Annotated in this window: 19 protein-coding genes, 1 CRISPR repeat array and 1 riboswitch; of the genes, 16 read left to right on the top strand and 3 right to left on the bottom strand. The window is 29.4% G+C overall.

Annotated elements, in window-relative coordinates:
- Positions 1-263: 263 nt before the first annotated feature.
- Positions 264-2649: direct repeats of the CRISPR family, unit length 30 nt; unit sequence GTTGAACATTAACATATGATGTATTTAAAT.
- 337 nt (positions 2650-2986) lie between these two features.
- Positions 2987-3166, top strand: coding sequence for a hypothetical protein (locus tag AGR56_RS21955; RefSeq protein WP_053242543.1), 180 nt, complete (start codon positions 2987-2989; stop codon positions 3164-3166).
- Between the two features lie 5 nt (positions 3167-3171).
- Here AGR56_RS21955 and AGR56_RS12710 read toward each other — a convergent pair whose 3' ends face one another.
- The gene (locus AGR56_RS12710) at positions 3172-4104 is read right to left on the bottom strand and encodes an N-acetyltransferase (RefSeq protein WP_053242542.1); all 933 of its coding nucleotides are present in this window, start codon (positions 4102-4104) and stop codon (positions 3172-3174) included.
- Positions 4105-4115: 11 nt separating this feature from the next.
- The gene (locus AGR56_RS12705) at positions 4116-4403 is read right to left on the bottom strand and encodes a YciI family protein (protein ID WP_053242541.1); all 288 of its coding nucleotides are present in this window, start codon (positions 4401-4403) and stop codon (positions 4116-4118) included.
- A gap of 113 nt (positions 4404-4516) precedes the next feature.
- On the opposite strand from AGR56_RS12705, the gene AGR56_RS12700 reads away from it, so the two are divergent.
- The 3 genes from AGR56_RS12700 to AGR56_RS12690 all read left to right on the top strand — a co-directional run bounded on the left by AGR56_RS12700 (position 4517) and on the right by AGR56_RS12690 (position 8251).
- On the top strand, positions 4517-5848 hold the full coding sequence (locus tag AGR56_RS12700) for a PLP-dependent aminotransferase family protein (protein ID WP_053242540.1): 1332 nt from the start codon (positions 4517-4519) through the stop codon (positions 5846-5848).
- 349 nt (positions 5849-6197) lie between these two features.
- The gene (locus AGR56_RS12695; protein ID WP_053242539.1) at positions 6198-7571 is read left to right on the top strand and encodes a HAMP domain-containing sensor histidine kinase; all 1374 of its coding nucleotides are present in this window, start codon (positions 6198-6200) and stop codon (positions 7569-7571) included.
- Positions 7568-8251, top strand: coding sequence for a response regulator transcription factor (locus AGR56_RS12690; protein WP_053242538.1), 684 nt, complete (start codon positions 7568-7570; stop codon positions 8249-8251). The genes AGR56_RS12695 and AGR56_RS12690 overlap by 4 nt, the downstream gene beginning before the upstream one ends.
- Before the next feature lie 23 nt (positions 8252-8274).
- Here AGR56_RS12690 and AGR56_RS12685 read toward each other — a convergent pair whose 3' ends face one another.
- Positions 8275-9672, bottom strand: coding sequence for a sulfite exporter TauE/SafE family protein (locus tag AGR56_RS12685; protein WP_231017154.1), 1398 nt, complete (start codon positions 9670-9672; stop codon positions 8275-8277).
- 181 nt (positions 9673-9853) lie between these two features.
- On the opposite strand from AGR56_RS12685, the gene AGR56_RS12680 reads away from it, so the two are divergent.
- The 12 genes from AGR56_RS12680 (at position 9854) to AGR56_RS12635 (ending at position 20913) form a co-directional block, all read left to right on the top strand.
- Entirely contained in the window at positions 9854-10666 is an 813-nt protein-coding gene (locus AGR56_RS12680) for a tetratricopeptide repeat protein (protein ID WP_053242536.1), read from the top strand.
- A gap of 9 nt (positions 10667-10675) precedes the next feature.
- Positions 10676-11326, top strand: coding sequence for a histidine kinase (locus tag AGR56_RS12675; RefSeq protein WP_053242535.1), 651 nt, complete (start codon positions 10676-10678; stop codon positions 11324-11326).
- An 83-nt stretch (positions 11327-11409) separates the two neighbouring features.
- Positions 11410-11784: an ATP-binding protein gene (locus AGR56_RS12670; RefSeq protein ID WP_053242534.1), complete on the top strand. Its 375-nt coding sequence runs from the start codon at positions 11410-11412 to the stop codon at positions 11782-11784.
- A gap of 1 nt (position 11785) precedes the next feature.
- Positions 11786-11908, top strand: coding sequence for a hypothetical protein (locus AGR56_RS23480; protein ID WP_347460478.1), 123 nt, complete (start codon positions 11786-11788; stop codon positions 11906-11908).
- 35 nt (positions 11909-11943) lie between these two features.
- The gene (locus tag AGR56_RS12665; protein ID WP_347460477.1) at positions 11944-12417 is read left to right on the top strand and encodes a response regulator transcription factor; all 474 of its coding nucleotides are present in this window, start codon (positions 11944-11946) and stop codon (positions 12415-12417) included.
- 115 nt (positions 12418-12532) lie between these two features.
- Complete coding sequence (locus AGR56_RS12660) at positions 12533-13468, top strand: ABC transporter ATP-binding protein (protein ID WP_053242533.1); 936 nt, start codon at positions 12533-12535, stop codon at positions 13466-13468.
- A gap of 11 nt (positions 13469-13479) precedes the next feature.
- Entirely contained in the window at positions 13480-14448 is a 969-nt protein-coding gene (locus AGR56_RS12655) for an ABC transporter permease (protein WP_053242532.1), read from the top strand.
- A 142-nt stretch (positions 14449-14590) separates the two neighbouring features.
- On the top strand, positions 14591-15706 hold the full coding sequence (locus AGR56_RS12650) for an ABC transporter permease (protein WP_053242531.1): 1116 nt from the start codon (positions 14591-14593) through the stop codon (positions 15704-15706).
- 306 nt (positions 15707-16012) lie between these two features.
- Positions 16013-16114: riboswitch (purine riboswitch) on the top strand.
- 323 nt (positions 16115-16437) lie between these two features.
- Positions 16438-17727, top strand: a complete 1290-nt coding sequence (locus tag AGR56_RS12645; protein WP_053242530.1) for an NCS2 family permease — start codon at positions 16438-16440, stop codon at positions 17725-17727.
- A gap of 305 nt (positions 17728-18032) precedes the next feature.
- Positions 18033-19448, top strand: coding sequence for an amino acid permease (locus AGR56_RS12640; RefSeq protein WP_053242529.1), 1416 nt, complete (start codon positions 18033-18035; stop codon positions 19446-19448).
- 221 nt (positions 19449-19669) lie between these two features.
- A complete protein-coding gene (locus tag AGR56_RS21950; RefSeq protein ID WP_242851437.1) occupies positions 19670-20053 on the top strand; it encodes a PucR family transcriptional regulator ligand-binding domain-containing protein in 384 nt (127 codons plus the stop codon).
- Positions 20050-20913, top strand: coding sequence for a helix-turn-helix domain-containing protein (locus AGR56_RS12635; RefSeq protein ID WP_242851436.1), 864 nt, complete (start codon positions 20050-20052; stop codon positions 20911-20913). The genes AGR56_RS21950 and AGR56_RS12635 overlap by 4 nt, the downstream gene beginning before the upstream one ends.
- Positions 20914-21073 lie beyond the last annotated feature (160 nt).

Raw genomic sequence — 21073 nt, 5'->3', positions numbered from 1 at the left:
AGGTGAAGGGTTTTACGGTGCTGTGCACGTAAAAAGGTGAACAAGCTTATTTTCCAAACAAAAATCCTTTAAAGTTATCTGGTTTTTACAATCCTCAAATTTATTAATATATTCTTCCCAGGTTACATTATCTAATTTTTTGACATAGTTATCCTCCCATTGATATTTATTTTTCTTAATTTTATCAATGGATAGAAAGGTTATCTAGGTGCTTAATTTTTTACGCTTACGAATAATTTTGACTTAAAGTGTCAAAAACATTCGTTGAACATTAACATATGATGTATTTAAATTTTTTAATTAGTTCAACTGAACCACCATCAAACTTAGTTGAACATTAACATATGATGTATTTAAATCGCCTAAGAAAGGGAATCTAAATTTGCCAAAATAGGTTGAACATTAACATATGATGTATTTAAATTTTTTACAGTATTTATCTATTCTAGTCTTAAGATTTGTTGAACATTAACATATGATGTATTTAAATTTAATACAATCATTTTCCTTTATAACAGAGCCAATAAGTTGAACATTAACATATGATGTATTTAAATGTGGAGTAGCAAGTACAATAAGAAGTTTCTTGCATGTTGAACATTAACATATGATGTATTTAAATGCCATATGTGCAGCATTTTGAGTTGTCTGCGTTGCGGTTGAACATTAACATATGATGTATTTAAATTTAGATAGATTAAGCAAACAAGTTGAAAACATTGTGTTGAACATTAACATATGATGTATTTAAATCTTAATGGATAACAACTTTCTTTTGTTGAATGCTCAGTTGAACATTAACATATGATGTATTTAAATAAATAAGCATCACATCTTTTGTCTGTAGAAAAAGTGTTGAACATTAACATATGATGTATTTAAATAGTTCTTTTTGCTCTAAATATCCTAGTTTATCGCAAGTTGAACATTAACATATGATGTATTTAAATGTTTCATTTGTTTCAATAACTGCACCTTTATCTATTGTTGAACATTAACATATGATGTATTTAAATAAGCTAATTGTGGGTACTTCTTTAAATGCTTAATAGTTGAACATTAACATATGATGTATTTAAATCTAGATATCAATGATTTGAATGGAATATTAGAAAGTTGAACATTAACATATGATGTATTTAAATAACATGTTGTCAACTTCTCGTTTAAAATTTTCCCATGTTGAACATTAACATATGATGTATTTAAATGACAATGCAGACCTAGAATTTACTTTAAACCAGTTGGTTGAACATTAACATATGATGTATTTAAATTTGTTTTATTCCTCCACGTCTGGAGGTACGATCGTAGTTGAACATTAACATATGATGTATTTAAATAGATTATCAAAAACAGTACGCAGACATGGCAGAAAAGTTGAACATTAACATATGATGTATTTAAATGCCTTTGCTGTATCTCCACTATATGAATCTAGGGTGTTGAACATTAACATATGATGTATTTAAATGAGTGTGTATAACCTTTGCCATGATAAGTCGAATAGTTGAACATTAACATATGATGTATTTAAATAGAAATGAAAATGTCAATGAGAACAAGAGGAATTAGTTGAACATTAACATATGATGTATTTAAATCGAAATAAGAATTAACCACCTTAAAAATAAAGTGGGTTGAACATTAACATATGATGTATTTAAATTAACACAATAAATTACATGGAACAAGGCGGTGCTGGTTGAACATTAACATATGATGTATTTAAATGCAGTTAAAGCTTCAAATAGATAACTTAAAAAGTCTGTTGAACATTAACATATGATGTATTTAAATTTAGAAACAGAGGTATTACCGCTTAGTGTAATAGGTTGAACATTAACATATGATGTATTTAAATAGATGAAACAGGCTATACAGATGTTTCAACAACTGTTGAACATTAACATATGATGTATTTAAATCTACTAAAAATCAATATATTCCCTATCCCCTCTAACGTTGAACATTAACATATGATGTATTTAAATGAACACATATTGTGGGAAGGGAAACCTTCTAACTGTTGAACATTAACATATGATGTATTTAAATAGAATAAAAAATGCCCTCTGCAAAAGGGCAAAATAAGTTGAACATTAACATATGATGTATTTAAATTAATCATTCTCCTTTATTATATTATCTATCAATATTGTTGAACATTAACATATGATGTATTTAAATAAGCACCAGTGTCATAAGCCTTTTGTCCCAAATCTGTTGAACATTAACATATGATGTATTTAAATAGGCATACATACGGCATATGACAAGATGTCACAGTGTTGAACATTAACATATGATGTATTTAAATTACCCATAATCGCTTATATATGTTTGAAGTTGGCTTGTTGAACATTAACATATGATGTATTTAAATTCTTTCATATCCCCTTTCCTTACTATACTTATATTAGTTGAACATTAACATATGATGTATTTAAATCGGTCACTAGAACTATTTAGGACATAACTTTTGACAAGTTGAACATTAACATATGATGTATTTAAATCTAAAATATTATATTTATTATTTTTATTTAATAAGTTGAACATTAACATATGATGTATTTAAATATCTGCCACGTGGCGTTGAATATGATGAAAAAGCTGGTTGAACATTAACATATGATGTATTTAAATTGACCATATTGCTATACTTACTGGAGATAGTAGACAGTTGAACCTTAATAAAATAAATAAGAGTTTGCGCGAGAGTGCATATGACTTCAAGGACTAAATATGAAAGGCAATCCAATATGAATATAATTAATCCACAAAACTATTTTACAAATAAACAGATTCAAAAGATAATTAAATTATTAGGCAATAACTATAGACCAAATTGCATTGTGATATATGAAACTAGAACCGATGTTTTAAAAAGTATGTTTAGGTATAGTGAAGTTTTTACGAGCTTTATATTTATTTTATTAGGAAAAATAGAAGGCTTGTTTTATCAACTAAAAATAGGGTGAGTGTGTTTATATTTTCAGAAAATGATGATGGAGATGACAAAGAGAGCAAACAGCTTTACTCACTGCATGCTCTTTTGGAGGATTGCGATAGGTTTGCAACAAGTTTTTTAGATATCCATTCTAAGGAAATAAGCAAAATAATGAAATGGAAGGAAGAATGGACAGTAGAAGAAGAATCATAAAAAACTTACCCAGCCAATCTTGTAAGCAGCAGCGCGTTTTTGCTTTTAAAAGGATTTTCCTTTCCCATGAGCAGCATGACAAAGCAGCGCTGTATTTTAAAATTATGTTTTGAAATTAAGTAATTGCATATTTCAGTGTTATAAGTATTACAGTCTATGGATATGCTTTCATAGCTAATACTCTTGGCATAGTTTGTGCAGGCATCTATAATTGAGTTAAGTGCATTTTTGTAATTAACACTGCTGTCGATTACAGCCAATTTTATTTGAAGGTCTTTAGTGGAGCTTTCTCTTATAGATTTTGTGTAGCATATTGCAATTCCACAGGTACGGTTATTATTTTTTAATTCAAAAACAGTACCGAAGCCCTTATTTTTTATAAGATAAAGCTCAGAAGTTAAATCAAAGTTCTTAGATATTTTACACGATAAACTCTTTAACTCATTTTCTAAACTTAAATAGTCATTTTCGCTGTTTAGCTTTAACTCCTTTACGTTGTAATTATCAGAAGTAGGAAGGAAGTCTAAGGAATTTATATCTTTTTTTAAACTTAGAGTTAGCTTAAGTGGACTAAATCCCATATTCATATAAAAGCCAACATTATAGCTTGATTCTGGCATAGTGTTAAGTCCTATGGTGGATACTTTGTAATCTTCCTTTAGGATTTTTATTGTGTGATTTATTAAAGCTTTTCCAATGCCATTTCCTTGATATTCTGGATGAACCCCAAATGGACCAAACCAGGCAAAAGAACCCCAAAGGTGTATGAAATTATATCCAACAACCCTATTATCTAATTCATAAACAATACTAGCATTATTGCTTGCTTCAATGTAACCCTCGATTCCATAAGAGTTTCTCTTTGTTTCCGTTTTAAAGCATAATTTGTCTATTTCTTTTACTTGTTCAATATCTTCAAATTTCATACTTCTTAACATTTTAAAGCCTCCTAATCTATAAATTTTTCAAATCCTTTTGCATAATTAGTTGGTATAAATTTTATTATTTCATATTCAGCTATGCCATTTTTATAAAAAGGATCTTCCAAGATCATTGAGTTTACTTCGGATTTATCTTTGGCTTTGCATATTATTATGCCGCCGGTTCTTGGTTCCTGCCTTCCAGAACATATAAATTTATTTTGAGCATAGTATTTGTTAAGAAATGTTATATGCGCATCTAAATTTTTTATAACCTCTTCGATTGATTTTTTATATTTTAAAATTATTACAAACATTGATTGTCTCCCCTTTATGATAAATTTATGGTACACTTATAGTGTAAAGTACATAAAAACCTAATTCAACAATGAAAAATATACATTGTACTAGTACAAAAGGAGTAAGGTATATGAGTAAATACAATAATATAGTTGAATATATAAACAATGAAATATCAAAGGGGTGTATTAAATGTGGAGAAAAACTTCCAACTATAAGAGAGCTTTCAGAGAAATTTGAATGCAGCAAACAAACGGTTGTACACGCTTATGAAAAACTTCAAAGCTCACACATTATATATTCAATACCACAAAGTGGGTACTATCTTGTAGATAAAAAAGAAACCTATAAGGGAGAAGTTAACAAGGTAATTAATTTTTCTTCCGGAGCGCCAGACGAAAGTATACTTTGCTATGAGGATTTTCAGTATTGTATAAATCAAGCTATAGAAACCTATAAGGTTGCTCTTTTTAATTATTCTTCTCCAAAGGGACTTAGTGAACTTTGCTGTACACTAAAAAAACATTTTGAGGAATACCAGATTTTTTGCAAAGAAGAGCAGATATTTATAACATCAGGTTCACAACAGGCAATAAATATACTTTGCACCATGCCTTTTCCTAATGGAAAGAAAAATGTGCTTGTAGAGCAGCCAACATACAGAGGTGCCTTAAAAGCCCTTGAAATAAATGATGTTCCTGTAATTGGAATAGAAAGAAGCTTCAAGGGAATAGATTTTGATGAGCTTGAAAGGAAGTTTGCTTTTGGAAACATAAAGTGCTTTTATACAATTCCTAGATTTAGTAATCCACTTGGGTTAAGCTACTCAAATGAAGAAAAAAAGCATATTTTAAGTTTAGCTAAAAAGTACGATGTGTATATAATTGAAGATGATTACCTTGGAGATTTAGAGCTTAGAAATAATGAATATCCAATATACTATATGGATACTTCAGGTAGAATGGTGTATGTAAAAAGCTTTTCTAAAATATTTCTTCCAGGACTTAGAATTGCAGCAGTAGTATTACCTAAGATGCTTAGGAATACATTTATGGAATACAAAAGGTGGATGGATTTAAATACGGCAGTTTTGTCGCAGGGTGCTCTTGAAATTTACATTAAAAACGGTATGTTTAAGGCAAATAAAAAGAGAGTAAGAAAAATATATGAAGAGAGAATGGAGACATTAAAAAAGGAAGCACTAAAAAATGAGCTTTCAAGTGCTAGGCTTCATATACCAGATACGGGGTTTTACGGGTGCTTTGAGTTCTTGAAGCCTGTTAATATGCTGTATTTAATCAATCAATGCAGCAAGGCAAATATATTGATAAATAATATGGAGGGGCAATATTTAAAGGCTTATTTTAATAGTGAAATTTTAAACATAAGTGTTGCAAGCTGCAAAGAGAACGATATAAAAATTGGTATTAAGAAGCTTTTCAAAATATTACAGTCTGTATAGCTATCTCGGTTTATTTTTATAGCTTAACAAGCCAGCTGAAAGAAAAAAACCTGTAGATATAAAATAAAGTGTATTATAATTAGTCAGTTTCTTTTTTGAAGCAATTGAAGCCATTAAGAAAAATATTCCTCCAAAGCATAGAAGGAGCGATATATAATAGGTTTTACTTTTTTTCAATAAAATCACGCCTTTAAAAAGAATTAAGCAAGATAAGTATAATTATAAAATATTAGAGCTTTATTTTCAACAGAATATGCTTATCATCAATATTTCTCAGGAAATGTTTATTTCTCTACACATAATCTTTACAGTAAAATGATAAAATGTATATATTTTTGGAGGTGGTTTCATGCAAAGTATAAGAAAAAGATTAAGTATAATAATTATAGCGTGCTCTATATTTGCAATTATATTGTGTGCTTTATTTGTAAATTTGGCGGTTAACAATACTTTTAATAAATATATGTCAGACATCCAAAAGCAGAGAAATAATAGAATTGTACAGTATTTTGAGCAAATCTATAAGAAAGATAAAGGATGGCAGCAAACCTCTGGAGAAGAACTTATGCATGAGGCTTATATGGGTAATTATTGTCTTACACTTTTAGATGAAAATAAACATGCTATTTGGGGAATGAACCCATCGACTATAAAGCAAAATATGAGTAATATGATGATGAAATCTCAAAATAGTGGAGTGTATATATCAAATACATTTCCAATAAAAAATAATGGCAAGATTGTTGGGTATATTACTATAGGTCAATATTCATCGGTTATTTTATCAAAGCAGGATATTGATTTTAAGCTAGAAATAAATAAAAATATTGTTATTAGCGTTATTGTAACTGCGCTGGCAGCCATTGTTATAAGTATTATTATTTCAAAACAATTTTCTGCTCCTATTAAATCAGTTTCAGATATTTCAGTTGAGCTATCAAATGGAAATTATTCTGCTAATTCTAATATAAAAAGTAACATAGTTGAACTTAGTAATTTAACTGAAAGTATAAATACTCTTGGTGCAAAGCTTAAGAAAGAAGATGAGTTAAGGAGAAGATTAGTATCAGATATATCTCATGAAATAAGAACGCCTTTAAATGTACTTCAAAATAACTTGGAAGCAATGATAGATGGCATATTTCCTGTCGATGAAAATAGACTTAACTACTTAAATAATGAAGTTATAAGATTTGGGAAATTGCTTGATAATTTAAGTACATTGAATGACTTTGAAGATGAAAAAGTTAAGCTTAATATGAAGGTGATTTCGCTAGATGAAATTATATTATCCGTTTGTAGTGAATTTTATATTGAACTTAAAAGTAAAAATATAGATTTTATGTTAGATGTAGAAAAGAATGAAGAATTTAAGGTTATGGGAGACTACAATAAACTTAAAGAGGTTTTTATAAATATAATATCAAATGCAATTAAATTTACAGATATAAACGGGAAGATATGGGTAAGCCTATATAAGGATAAAGGTAAAATATTAGCTAAGATTAAGGATAACGGTATTGGCATAAAAGAAGAGGATTTGCCAAATATTTTTGAAAGGTTATATAGAGGTGATAAAAGTAGACATAAGGTAGAAGGAAATGGAATAGGACTTACTATTGTTAAAAGGATACTTTTATTGCATTCTGCGAATATAAGTGTTTCTAGCGAAGAGGGAAAAGGTGCAGAATTTATTTTAAGTTTTAAGGAAGTGGGTAAATGAAAAATATACTTGTAATTGAAGATGAAAAGCATGTGTCAGAGATTATAAAGGCTTATCTTGAAAGAGAAGGCTATACGGTTTATTGTGCTGAAGATGGACTTAGCGGAATAGAATTATTTAATAAAATAGATTTCAAATTGATTATACTTGACCTCATGCTTCCAGATATTGATGGAGAGGAGGTTTGTAAAGTAATCAGGAGAAGTTCAGATGTGTATATATTTATGCTTACTGCTAAGGTTTCTTTAAACGATAAAATCGGAGGATTAAATATTGGAGCAGATGAATACCTTACAAAGCCTTTCAGTCCGAGAGAACTTACTGCTAGAGTAAATGCGCTTTTTAGGAGAGTGGGTGGTGAAAAGGAAAATACTCTTATCTTTGATAATGGTAAACTTGAAATAAATAAAGATACAAGAAATGTCAAGGTAAGGGGCAAGGATGTAACTTTAACTCCAAATGAGTTTGATATACTTTATGCACTTGCGTTGAATAGAGGAAGAGTTTTATCCAGAGAACAACTTATTGAGAAAGTCTTTGGCATAGATTTTGAAGGGTCAGATAGAACCGTAGATGTTCACATTAAAAATATACGTAAAAAGATAGAAGAAGACAGCAGAATACCTAAATATATAGTTACAGTTACTAAAGTTGGCTATAAATTTGATGATAGAAATTAAAAAAGGTGAAGATTTCACCTTTTTTAATTTGAGGGAATTTTTCCGGTGCAGCAACTTGGTGATGTAGCTGGTGGTATTTCTTTAGCTGCTTTCGATGTATCAGCTGAATTTATGTTATCTACTACTTTTATTACGCCATTTAACATGCCCATTCCACAGGTGAAATTTATATCTTCATCCTTAGGAGTAAAGCTTATTACATTGTCTCCTGAGGTTAATTCTTTTTGAATATTGAGAGAGGGCACTATTAGTTCGTAGTTGCAGGAGGTTAGTTCTTTTCCTGATACTATCCATTTTACAGGCATGTTTTTTTGAACATAAAATACATTTTGAGAATAACCAGATGAGTTCGCAGTCATTTTTATTATTTGCACTCCATTTTCTATCGTAGGTTTATTTATATTAGCTTCAGATCCAGAACTGTTCTTTGAACTTGCAAAAGTTTTTCCAGAATTGTTAGGAGAAAATGGTGAAAATGAAACTCCATATAAATTAAGTCCTCTGCTTCCCATAATTAGTCCTAATACAACAACAACAATTCCGCTGAATTTTAATACAGTTTTTGTATAGCCTTTGCTTAGAATACCAGATATGGCTCCAAAACCTAACATTAAAGGTATTGTTCCTAAGGAAAATAAAAACATAGATAATGCACCTTTTATAGGACTTCCAGTTCCAAGAGCATATAGCTGCATTGTTTGAAGAGGACCACAAGGCATTAAGCCATTTAAAATTCCAATAAAAAGTGGGGCTTTAGGTTTTTTCTTCAGTGAACAGAAAGACCATGGAAGTTTAATATTAAATCTTCTGAACAAGCTAAAGCCAGTCATATTTAAACCCATTATTATCATAAATATTCCAGCTAATATTTGAAGCATTGCTCTCATAGTTATAGAAAGAGAAAAAACAGAACCGATTGCACCAACAATTCCTCCAAGAAGGGTATAAGAAATAACACGCCCTAAGTTATACAAAAGTGCTGGTTTAATAGAATTAAGTTTGCTTGGACCTTCAGAGTAGCTACTTTGTGAAAGCATTATTCCACCGCACATACCAACGCAGTGTATTGATGTTAAAATTCCTACTATAAAAAGCATGAAATAACTTGCTCCATTTAATTTTGAATTAATATTGAAGCCTGTAGAAGTTGAAGTGCTTAAGAGTATTACGGCTGCAGCTATTATAACTATTCCAATGACTTTTAATTTTGAGGAATCTTTAGTACTGTAACCAGCTTTGCTTACTGCATTTATTATATCTTTAGAAGTACATAGATCTGGATTAAATTCAATAGTTGCACTTTGTTCTTTAAAATTTGCTGAAGCATTTTTGACGCCTTTTAAGTTTTTTAAAGCTGTTTCAACCTTATTTTGACAGGAGGTACATGTCATACCATAAACTTTAAATCTTTTTTTTACCATAATAATTGATAACTCCCCTCTAAACTAAGTTGCCATTATTATAGCTATTAATTGTGGAGATATTATGTAGGAACTTAAATGTTAACTTTCTGTTAAGAGGTTTATTGCATAGGGGGTAAAGTATATAATTAAAGTATGTAATCAAGGAAAAAAGCAGAATATTTTATAGGGGTGGACTTTTATGTTAAATAATAAACTTTTAACAAACGTTTTTGCTATTGCCATTGGAGTATTAGTTTTTATTTTTATAAATAGGCTTCTTGGAATAGTAATTATAGGTGCATTTATAATTGCAATTGGACTTCCAATAGTATTTATGTTTCTTGGAAATTCAGCTTATGGAGCAGGGCAAATGGATAGAGCGATTAAGTATTATAAAATGGCAGCAAATAATATATTTGCTTCTATTAAAGTTAAAATCGCATATAGCTATATTGCTATAAAGAATGGGTATGTAGATGAAGCAGAAGAAGTTTTACAAAAATATAAAGGTACAAAAATGGGAGTTCAAGATGAAATAAGATATGTATCTACATATGGAATTGTTTTATGGAAAAAAGGAAAAATTGATGAGGCAGTTGAAATGGTTTTTAAGGTATATGAAAAATATAAGACAACTGCTGTATATGAAAATTTAGGATACTTTCTTATACTTAAGGGGGATTATGATAAGGCAATTTCATTTAACGAAGAAGCATACGAATATAGTGATTCAGATGCAGGAATTTTGGATAATTTAGCTCTTAGCTATTATTTAAAAGGCAATCATGAAAAATCAGCTGAGATTTATGAAAAATTGATGAAAATGAATCCAGATTTTGTAACAGCATATTATTATTATGCACTTGTACTTATTGAGAAAAAGGATTATGAAAATGCGTTAGATAATTTGAAAAAGGCTGCAAATTGTAAATTTTCATTTATAAGCCTTATACAAAAAGAAGAAATTGAAGAAAAGATAAAGCAAGTTGAAAAGTTAACTCAGAATGAGTAAAGGCGTATCATGGATGTATGGGTAGATTTAACTAAGATAGCTGTGCTAATTTACTGCACATATCAGTATTATAGTGATAAAATAAAAAGTGTATACGAACTTGTGCTAATTATACTTATATATATTTGTATTAATACACTTATACATCTTGTAAAGAGGATAAGTGTGAGAAGAATAATATTAATTTTATCTATAATGGATATGGGAATTGCAGTAAATCTTTTTAGCCCAATATTTATTTTTCCAATAGCATTAAATATATTAGAATTAAATTTGGGGTTTAAACACAATATTATTATAAGTGCTTGTGAATTAATGCTTGTTTTGCTTTCCATAAGCTCTTCAGTGAGAGCAGAATATATGATCTTTACGTTTTTTAGCTGCGTTATATATGCACTTTCAAATAGTTATTATATAAAAATGAGTACAGTTGTAAAAGAAAATGACAGAATGAGAGAAAAAATTTATAATCTTTCATCAAGACTAGATAAAAATTATGAATATGAGCGTCAAATAAAATATATGTCTAAACTTGAAGAAAGAAATAAAATTGCTCAGGAGATACATGATAAACTAGGACATACCATAGCGGGAAGCTTGATACAATTAGAAGCTTCAAAACTTTTTTATACAAGGATGTTAAAAAATCAGAGGACATAATTAATAAGGTTACCGAAATATTAAGAAGCAGTAATGAGAACATAAGATTATCGCTTAAAAATATAAAACCACCTTCAGAACAAATGGGTATTAACAAAATAAAGATTGCACTAGATGAATTTTCAGTAGATAATGGCATAAGCTCAAATTTGGTTTATATTGGAATGATGAATAAAATAACTCATATACAATGGAAGGTTATATATGATAATTTAGAGGAAGCACTAACAAATGTTCTCAAATACTCAAAGGCTGCGCAGGTGACGGTTAAAATAGATGTACTTAGCAAATTTGTTAAAGTTGAAATAAAGGACAATGGAGTTGGAGCTAAGAGTATTAAAAAGAGCCTTGGCATAATGGGTATGGAAGAAAGGTGCAGCAAACTTCATGGCAAGGTAATTGTTGATGGCTCTAAAGGTTTTTCAGTAATAATTATACTTCCACTTGAGGAGGGATAACATGTCAATAAGACTTTTAATAGCAGATGATGATGCTATTGTAAGAGAGGGTTTCAAAATGGTCCTTGGTATGGATGAAAGTTTTGAGATAATAGGTGCAGTAGAAAATGGTCAGAAGCTGTAGAATTTTGCCAAAGTAATGAGGTTGATGTTGCTCTTTTGGATGTTAGGATGCCAATAAAAAATGGTGTTGAGGCAACTCGCGAAATATGTGAGAAATCAAAAACTAAGGTGCTAATATTAACAACCTTTGATGACGATGAGTTCATAAATGATGCAATAAAGTACGGAGCTAAAGGATATCTTTTGAAAAGCAATCCTCCTGAAAAAATTAAAAATGCTATAAAAATGGTTTATGGAGGAAATGCAGTTATTGAAAATGTTGTGCTTGATAGGCTGAAGGAAAGCTTAAAAGCCTCTAATGTAGGTAAAATTGACAAAAGCTTATTTTCAGAAAGAGAGTTTCAAATAATAGGGAGCATATCAAGGGGACTTTCAAATAGAGAAATTTCAAAAGAACTTTTCATATCTGAAGGTACTGTTGCAAACTATATAACATCAATACTAAATAAAACTGGGCTTCAGCATAGAACTCAAATTGCAATATATTATTTAAATAACGGATCAATATGAAGTTCCTCATGTTTATAAAGTGAAAATCTTCATACAGAAAAGGTGAACTTATGTACTATTATAAGTTTAGCCTTTTTTTTATAATATACATATAGTTAGAAATTTGGAGGTTATTATGAAAATAGTTAAAATTAAAGATCTGGTAAAAAAATTTAATGATATAGCAGCAGTAGATAATATTTCACTTGAAATTGAAGAGGGGGAAGTGTATGGACTCTTAGGACCAAATGGAGCAGGTAAAAGCACTACAATAAATATACTTTGCGGGCTTATTAGAGGAGATAGTGGAGATATTAGTGTAATGGATAAAAGTATAGATAAAAACAAGCTGTTTGTTAAAAGCAATATAGGAATAGTTCCACAGGATATTGCTATATATGAGGAGCTTACGGCATATGATAATGTTAAGTTTTTTGCAGGACTATATGGATTTCGTGGAAAGGAACTTAAGGCAAGAGTGGAAGAAGCATTAGAATTTGTTGGACTTTCTGATAGAGTTAAAAATTATCCAAAAGAATTTTCAGGAGGAATGAAGAGAAGGCTTAACATTGCGTGCGCTATTGCACATAAACCAAAACTTATCATAATGGATGAGCCTACAGTTGGAATTGATCCGCAGTCAAGAAATCATATACTTGAATCCGTAAAAAAGCTAAATGAAATGGGAAGTACAATTATATACACAAGTCATTACATGGAGGAAATAGAAGCTATATGCACTAAGATAGGAATAATTGATCATGGAAAATTAATAATAGAAGGAACTAAGGAAGAGCTTAAAAGCAGTATTACCAATGTAAACACCACATGTATAGCTTGCACTGCAATTGAAAATATAAATGAAGATGAAGTTAAAGAGATTAGTGGGGTTATAGGCGTAGAATTAAATGAAAATTCAGCAACCATAAGTAGCTCAACAGACGTAAATAATTTAGATAAAATAATTTTGTATTTTACTAAAAAAGGTGTGCATATAAAAAATCTTGAAATAAAAACTCCTGATCTTGAGACGGTATTTTTAACTCTTACAGGAAGAAAATTAAGGGATTAGGGGTGAAAAAAATGAATATGCTTTCAATTACTATTAACACTGTAAAACTTACTTTCAAAAATAAGACGGTATTTTTTATGCAAATATTATTTCCAATAGTTCTTATATTTGTATTTGGAATAATTTTAAATGGAACTATGAATAAATCTAAAAATTTTAAAGATGTAAAAATTGGATATTATAGTGCTGAAAATAAAGATATGAATAATGAGTTTAATGAAATTAAAAGGCAAGGTATTAAGCTTGGTATGAAGTTTTACGAAGAGAAAAAAGAAAGTGGAATTAAAAAAGTTGAAGATGGAAAATATACATGCTTTATTGAAATAAAAAATAGTGAAATTAATATTTATAAAAGCGACAAGGATGAATTTAAAACCAGCCTTGTTGAGTCTTTGATGAAAACTTTTATTCAAAGATATAATGCAATTTTTAAAATAGCGTCAGTAAATCCAAAGGCATTAGGCAATATAAATTTAAAGAGCATAAATATGAGTTTAGTAAATGATATTTCAATTAATGGAAAAGGAGCTCCAGGCTCAATGGATTATTATGCTGTAACTATGCTCACCTATATAATGATGTTTTCTTTGCTTAATGGATTTACTACAATGTCTAAGCGTAAGCAAATAACAAATAGAATTATATGTTCTCCTGTGAGGAATAGTGATGTGATTTGCGGGAAAATTTTAGGAGACATTGTATTTTCTGCAATGCAGATACTTATATTAATTTTATTTAGTAAATTTGTATTTAAAGCGTACTTTGGAGAGCATATTCTAGCTGTGTTTCTAATAGTTTTAGCTGAAGCTGCGGTGGCTATTAGCATAGGCATTAGTATAGGGCTTATGGATAAGAATTATGATGAAATTAATACTCAATTTGTAGCAGTAAGTATGGTGATTGGTTTTTTAGGAGGATCATATTTTCCAGTGAAGTATATGGGGAAAACCTTTCAGATGGTGCTAATATATCGCCAATAAAATTAATAAATGATGCGGTATTTAATGTTATCTACGAAAATAACTTTGTTATGGCTTTTAGAGCAATAGGAATATGCAGCGTGGTATGCATAATATTTATTATAATAACATCAATTTTTTACGAAAGGAGAGTGTTTTAAACATGAAAAATATATTATGGCTTATGCTTAATACTCTAAAAATAAACTTTAGCAAAAAAAGCAAAATAATAGCTATCATAATGCTTCCGATATTCTCTATTTTGTTTGCTATGATGGTAAGTACTACAGGTAATAATAACCCCATAGATGTTGGAATTTTAGATAATGATAGAAGCATTTTGTCTAAGGACTTTATTGAAAATATTAAGGGTCAGGATAATTTTAAAATTGCAGCAATCAATAAAGACGATGTAAAAAGTAAAATTACATCCGGAGACATAGATTCTGTTATTATAATTCCTAAGGGTTTTGAAAAAAGTGTGTATGATAATACTACAAAAAAACTTAGGGTTCAATCCTTAAAGGGTGCAACTGCTACGGCATGGGTAGATAATTATTCTAATATTTATTTGAATAATATAGTTGATACCTGGAAAGCATCAGGTAATAATAAAATTATATTTAATAATATGTATAAAAATACTAAAGTAAAAGCTATATCACTTAATATACAAAAACTAAAAAATAAGGCATCAGATAAGGAAATTACTTCAAAGAGCATAGGATTTTTCATAATGATTATAATGATGAATGCAAGCATTTCAGCTGGGTTTATTTTAAAGGAAAAGAAAAACAGGGTATATCTTAGAATTCAATCTTCAGCTGTTAGCTCAAAGGCGTATGTACTAGCTAATATATTCACTGGTTTAGTTGTTGCTGCTATTCAAATTTTTGCAGCGCTTGCAATAATGATAGGGCTATTTAAAATCAATACAGATGTTGGATTTTGGCAGCTATTTATTATACTAGTTTGTTTTGCAATTTCAGCTGTTGGACTTGGAATATTGATTGTGGCGTTTTCTAAAACTTCTAACGGAGCAACTTATGCTATTAATTTAATAGTAACACCAAGCTGTATGATGAGCGGTTGCTTTATATCTACTGATATTATGCCAGAATCGGTGCAAAAATATCATATTTTTTACCTCAAAGGTGGGCAATTGATGCTATTCAAAAACTTTCAAGGTGGAAGCAGTTTTTTCAAGCATATATACGTACATTCTTGTAATACTTGTTTTTGCAGTTACATTTTTTATAATTGCTGCTTACGGATTTAGCAGAGACCAAAATGTAAAGAGTTTTGAATGAAGCTATGTTGAAAAATATGGATAAAAATTTATGTCATTAATGCACGTGTAGGAGCTTGTGAAAAATATAGATATTCTTTTTTACGAGCCGCTCATGAGGCTTCATGTACGATATAGTAAAATCTATAGAATAACTTTTTTTAACAACCTCCTACAGATTAATAATTAAGCATATTATATGTACCACAATTGGTTCATAATTAATTTATAAAAAGTTTAAAAGTAGCTTGATTTAATTATTAAATTGTTGTAATATGTACTAAGGACGACACGAATAATGAATAAATTTAATATACCCGTATATCCTTAGAAATATGGTCTAAGAGTTTCTACCGGACTACCGTAAATTGTCTGACTATGGGTGTTTATAGATATTTTGTGTATTTATAAACTCCATAAATTATTATGGAGTTTATTTTGTTTTTTAGGCTTATTGTTCGTATTTTATGACAAAATAGGTTTAAGCACAATAAAAGCTGTAGGTAAAATGTCTATTAAAATGGATGTTTATTAAAGCACTGCAAAAATATCTTATATTAAATAGTAAAATAGGCAAACTAAATTTGTATATGTTAACAGTTTAACTAAAAGTATATATAAATTGTATTTTGCATAGTTTTGCTATGAATAAACACTACAAGACAAAACGGACATAATATTTTTTTCATAATAAAATATTAAAATAAATCTGGGAGGTACTTATGTTAGAAAAAATTTTTCACTTGTCAAAAAACAACACAAATGTCAAGACAGAAATTTTAGCTGGATTTACTACTTTTATGACAATGGCATATATACTCGTAGTTAATCCTCAAATCTTAAGTAAAACTGGTATGCCAATAAAAGCTGTTTTTACAGCTACAGCTCTTGCATCATTTATAGGAACTATAATAATGGCATTTGTAGCAAATTATCCTTTTGGAATGGCCCCAGGAATGGGACTTAATGCACTATTCACTTATACAATATGTATTACTCTTAAATTTTCATGGCAGACAGCTCTTGCAGCTTCTTTAATTGAAGGTCTTATATTCTTAGTATTAAATGTTTTTAAAGTTAGGCAATTTATAATCGATAGTGTTCCTCAGACGCTTAAGTATGCAATTAGTATTGGCATAGGATTTTTTATAGCATTTATAGGTCTTCAAGACGCAGGAATTATAGTAAAATCAGAGGGAACTTTAGTTACACTAGCAAATTTAAAAACTCCAGCAGTGTTACTTGCAGTTTTAGGTGTTTTATTTATAGCCGTTTTATACAACAGAAATATAAAAGGTTCTTTTGTAATTGGTATGCTTGTAATATACATAGTAGGTATAATATTCGGAATTGCAAAAGCGCCAAGTACAATTTTTGCACCTATTCCATCAGTTGCACCTGTATTTATGAAATTTGATTTTAAAAGTGCAATGGTTATAGGCATAATTCCAGTAATACTTACAATGCTCTTTATAGATATATTTGATAGTATTGGAACTCTTATAGGTCTTGCTTCAAAGGCAGGATATTTAGATAAGGATGGAAATGTTAAAAATGCGGATAAAGTTCTTACAGCAGATGCTGTTGGCTCAACATTAGGAGCTTGCCTTGGAACTTCCACACCAGTTGCGTTTGTAGAATCAGCTTCTGGAATTGCAGAAGGTGGAAGAACAGGACTTACAGGTCTTACAATAGCAGTACTCTTTTTACTATCGCTATTTTTATCACCTCTTTTTACAGCAATACCTTCATTTGCAACTGGTCCTGTTTTAATTGTACTTGGAGCAGTAATGATGGAACCTATAGGCAAAGTCAATTTTTCTGATTTTACAGAAGGATTTCCAGTATTTATAACTTTGTTACTTATACTTCTTACTTATTCAATTACAGATGGGCTTGCATTTGGATTTTTATCATATGTAGTAATTAAGGTGTTTTCTGGTAAATTCAAAGAAATACCAAAAGCTTTATATGTAATCTCAATATTGTTTATAATTATGTTTGCACTTTAATGTATAAAAAAACTGCACAAGAGAAATCTTGTGCAGTTTTTTTATATCAAATAGGGAATAATATTTTGTGTAAAAAAAAATGTTATTAGAGGATACAAAAAAAAGAAGAAATTTAAAAAAATATGTAAAAATAATAATGAACTATGTCAATTTTTATTATATTAAAAAAGCATGTCAATATTATAGGGCAAAAATTAATACATTGATTTATGAAAACGTTTTTTAAAGGACAATATGAAACTTTTAAATAGTTAAAATTCACGATATAATATTAATCGTTGCAATTAATAAGAAGGAGGGTTTTCATGAACATTTTTAGAAAGAAGTCTTTAGAAAGCATGCTTAATAGTGCAGAAAAGACACATCTTACAAAAAGCCTTAAGGCAAAAGATATAGCAGCTTTAGGAATAGGTGCAGTTGTTGGTGTTGGTATATTTGTTGCAACAGGTACAGGTGCACATATGGCAGGACCAGCCATAATAATTTCATTTGTTTTGGCAGCTATAGTAGCATGCTTATGTGGATTAAGTTATTGTGAACTTGCCACTATGTTTCCAGTAGCGGGCAGCACATATTCATATGCATATATAACCTTTGGAGAATTTGTAGCAATGATAATAGGCTGGTGTTTAACGGCAGAATATCTAGTGGCATGTAGCGCTGTTGCATCTGGTTGGTCAGGAACTTTAATTGGAATATTAAAGAATGTGGGAATAAATCTTCCTCACAGCATTATTACATCACCAAGTAAAGGTGGAATCCTAGATTTACCAGCTGTGCTTATAACTTTAGCTTTAACGTATATGTTATATTATGGAATGAAAGAAAGTTCCCGTGTAAATAATATAATTGTAGGTATTAAAATACTTATAATTCTTTTGTTTTTAGCATTGGGCGCATCGCATATTAATGTTACAAATTATAAACCATTTATGCCATTTGGTTTTAAAGGAGTTTTTCTTGGGGCATCAACAGTATTTTTCTCCTATATAGGGTTTGATGCAATTTCAACTACAGCAGAAGAAGCTGAAAATCCAAGCAGAGACGTATCAAGAGGACTTATAATCTGTCTTATAGTTGTAAGCTTATTATACATATCAGTTGCGTTTGTTCTTACTGGTATGGTTCCATACAAAGAGATAATATCAGAAAATGCAGTTCCAGGTGCGCTTGCAAGAGTAGGAATTAGATGGGGATCAGCATTAGTTGGTGTTGGAGCTATTTTAGGTATGATTTCAACAATGATAGCAGTTCTTTATGGTCAAATAAGAGTGTTTATGGTTATGTCAAGAGATGGACTTATTCCAAAAGTTATTTCAAAAATCCATCCAAAACATAATACACCATATGTAGCCACTTTGTTAACAGGTATTACAGCAGCTATAATAGCTGGAGTTTTGCCACTTGATATTATTGTTGAATTCTTAAGTGTTGGCACTCTTTTAAGTTTTTCAACTGTATCACTTGCCGTTGTTGTGCTTAGAAAGACGATGCCTAATTTTGAAAGAAAATTTAAGTGCCCAGGGGTTCCATTTACTCCTATAATAACATTGATAGCTTGTATAGCATTGCTTACAACATTAAGGCCTATAACCTGGCTTGGATTTGTTATATGGCTGAGCATTGGATTGATAATATACTTTACTTATGGAGTGCGTCATAGTGTACTTCAAAATCAAACTAAAGAAATGGAAGAAAATTTAAAGGAAAATTATAAATAGATAAGACTTTATGCCTTATCTATTTTTTGCTATAAATTATAATAAATTATCAATTTTTATTGATTATTAATAACAAAATGTTAACAAAATATTGACAAATATGATAATTATAAATATAATTTAAATATTAAGAATATTATTTACAAATAAATTTTCGAAATTTCAAATGGTCAATCTTTAGTAATGCATATCATATTTAAACTGTGATAGGGGGCTGTATCATGGTAGTAACTTGTGGTAACATGTTAAAATTACCTTCTCTTGAAAAAATGAAAGTTGTAGCAGGAGAAAAAGGATTAAATAGAATTATTCGATGGGTTCATGTTATGGAATATCCAGAATATTCAAAATGGCTTAACGGCGGAGAACTTATTTTATTTTCTGGAGTGTCTATTGAAAATGATGTAGATAAATTTATAAATTTTGTAAGGGACATAAATTCTAAAAATGTTTCTGGACTTGCAGTTAATATTGGACCGTATATTAAAAAAACACCAAAGGAAGTTATAGAACTGGCTAATTCACTTGGATTCCCAATATTTGAATTTCCATTTCAAATGAAGTTTATAGATGTAAGTCAAAGTATATGTAAGCAATTTTTATGAATAAGATAGAACAGCAGTCTAGAGATAATTTTATGAAAGATATTATCTTAAGAGGAGTAGTCTTCACGGAGGAGATTTTGGAAAGAGCTATTTCGTATGGATACAACCCAGATGAAAAGTACTATTCCTTTGTTATAAATCTTGAAAACTTTAATGAACTTACAATTAGAGATGGAGTTCATAATGGTGAAAAAATGCTTCAAATTAAACAGCATGTGGAACAAATAGTAATGAGTGTGCTTAATAAAAAAGGAAAAAAGCCAATTCAAATAACGGAAGATAGTTCTATTATATTGATGGTTCCTGAGGGTAATAATAATTCTTATGAAAATTCAGTTGAAGAAATCGGGGAAGAAATAATTGAAAATATAAATGTTGCCATTGATAAATTAACTGTGAATATTGGCATAGGTGGATTATGGAATGAGCTTAAGGATTTTAAAAAAAGTGTCGGTGATGCCCATAGAGTACTTAGACTTTTAAAATCTAATGGACTTAAAAATGCTGTGAGGTATTATGAAAATGTTGGTGTTTATAAATTATTTTTCGAGATAAATAACCAAAGTGAGATGGAAAAGTTTTATTTAAATTCATTAAAAAATTTAATGGAGTATGACAATAAAAATGCTACAGAGCTTATAGAAACCCTTGAAGCTTATATAGATGAAGGAGGAAATTTAAATAGAACATCTGAAAAGCTTTTTATCCATAAGAATACTTTGAAATACAGAATTAAAAGAATTGAAGATATTTCAAAGTGTGATCTGAAAGATGTTAATGAGTTATTTGATTTTTATATTTCATTTAAAATAGAAAAAGTTCTTAAAAATGAATCATTTCAACAGTTGAGGTTGAAATGATTCATTTTTTTTATCCTTTGAAACAAAATTACGTATGTATATTTGTCCAAATGAATATATAAATTAATTTAAAATATGATAAATTATATATAACATTATTAATAAATCATTAATAAAATACAAATAAACATAATATATTGGCAATGACAAATGAAAAAAA

The sequence above is a fragment of the Clostridium sp. DMHC 10 genome (assembly GCF_001270375.1).
GTDB lineage: Bacteria > Bacillota > Clostridia > Clostridiales > Clostridiaceae > Clostridium_S > Clostridium_S guangxiense.
Note: the sequence above shows the minus strand (reverse complement) of the source record. Positions and strands in the feature narration are given on the sequence as shown.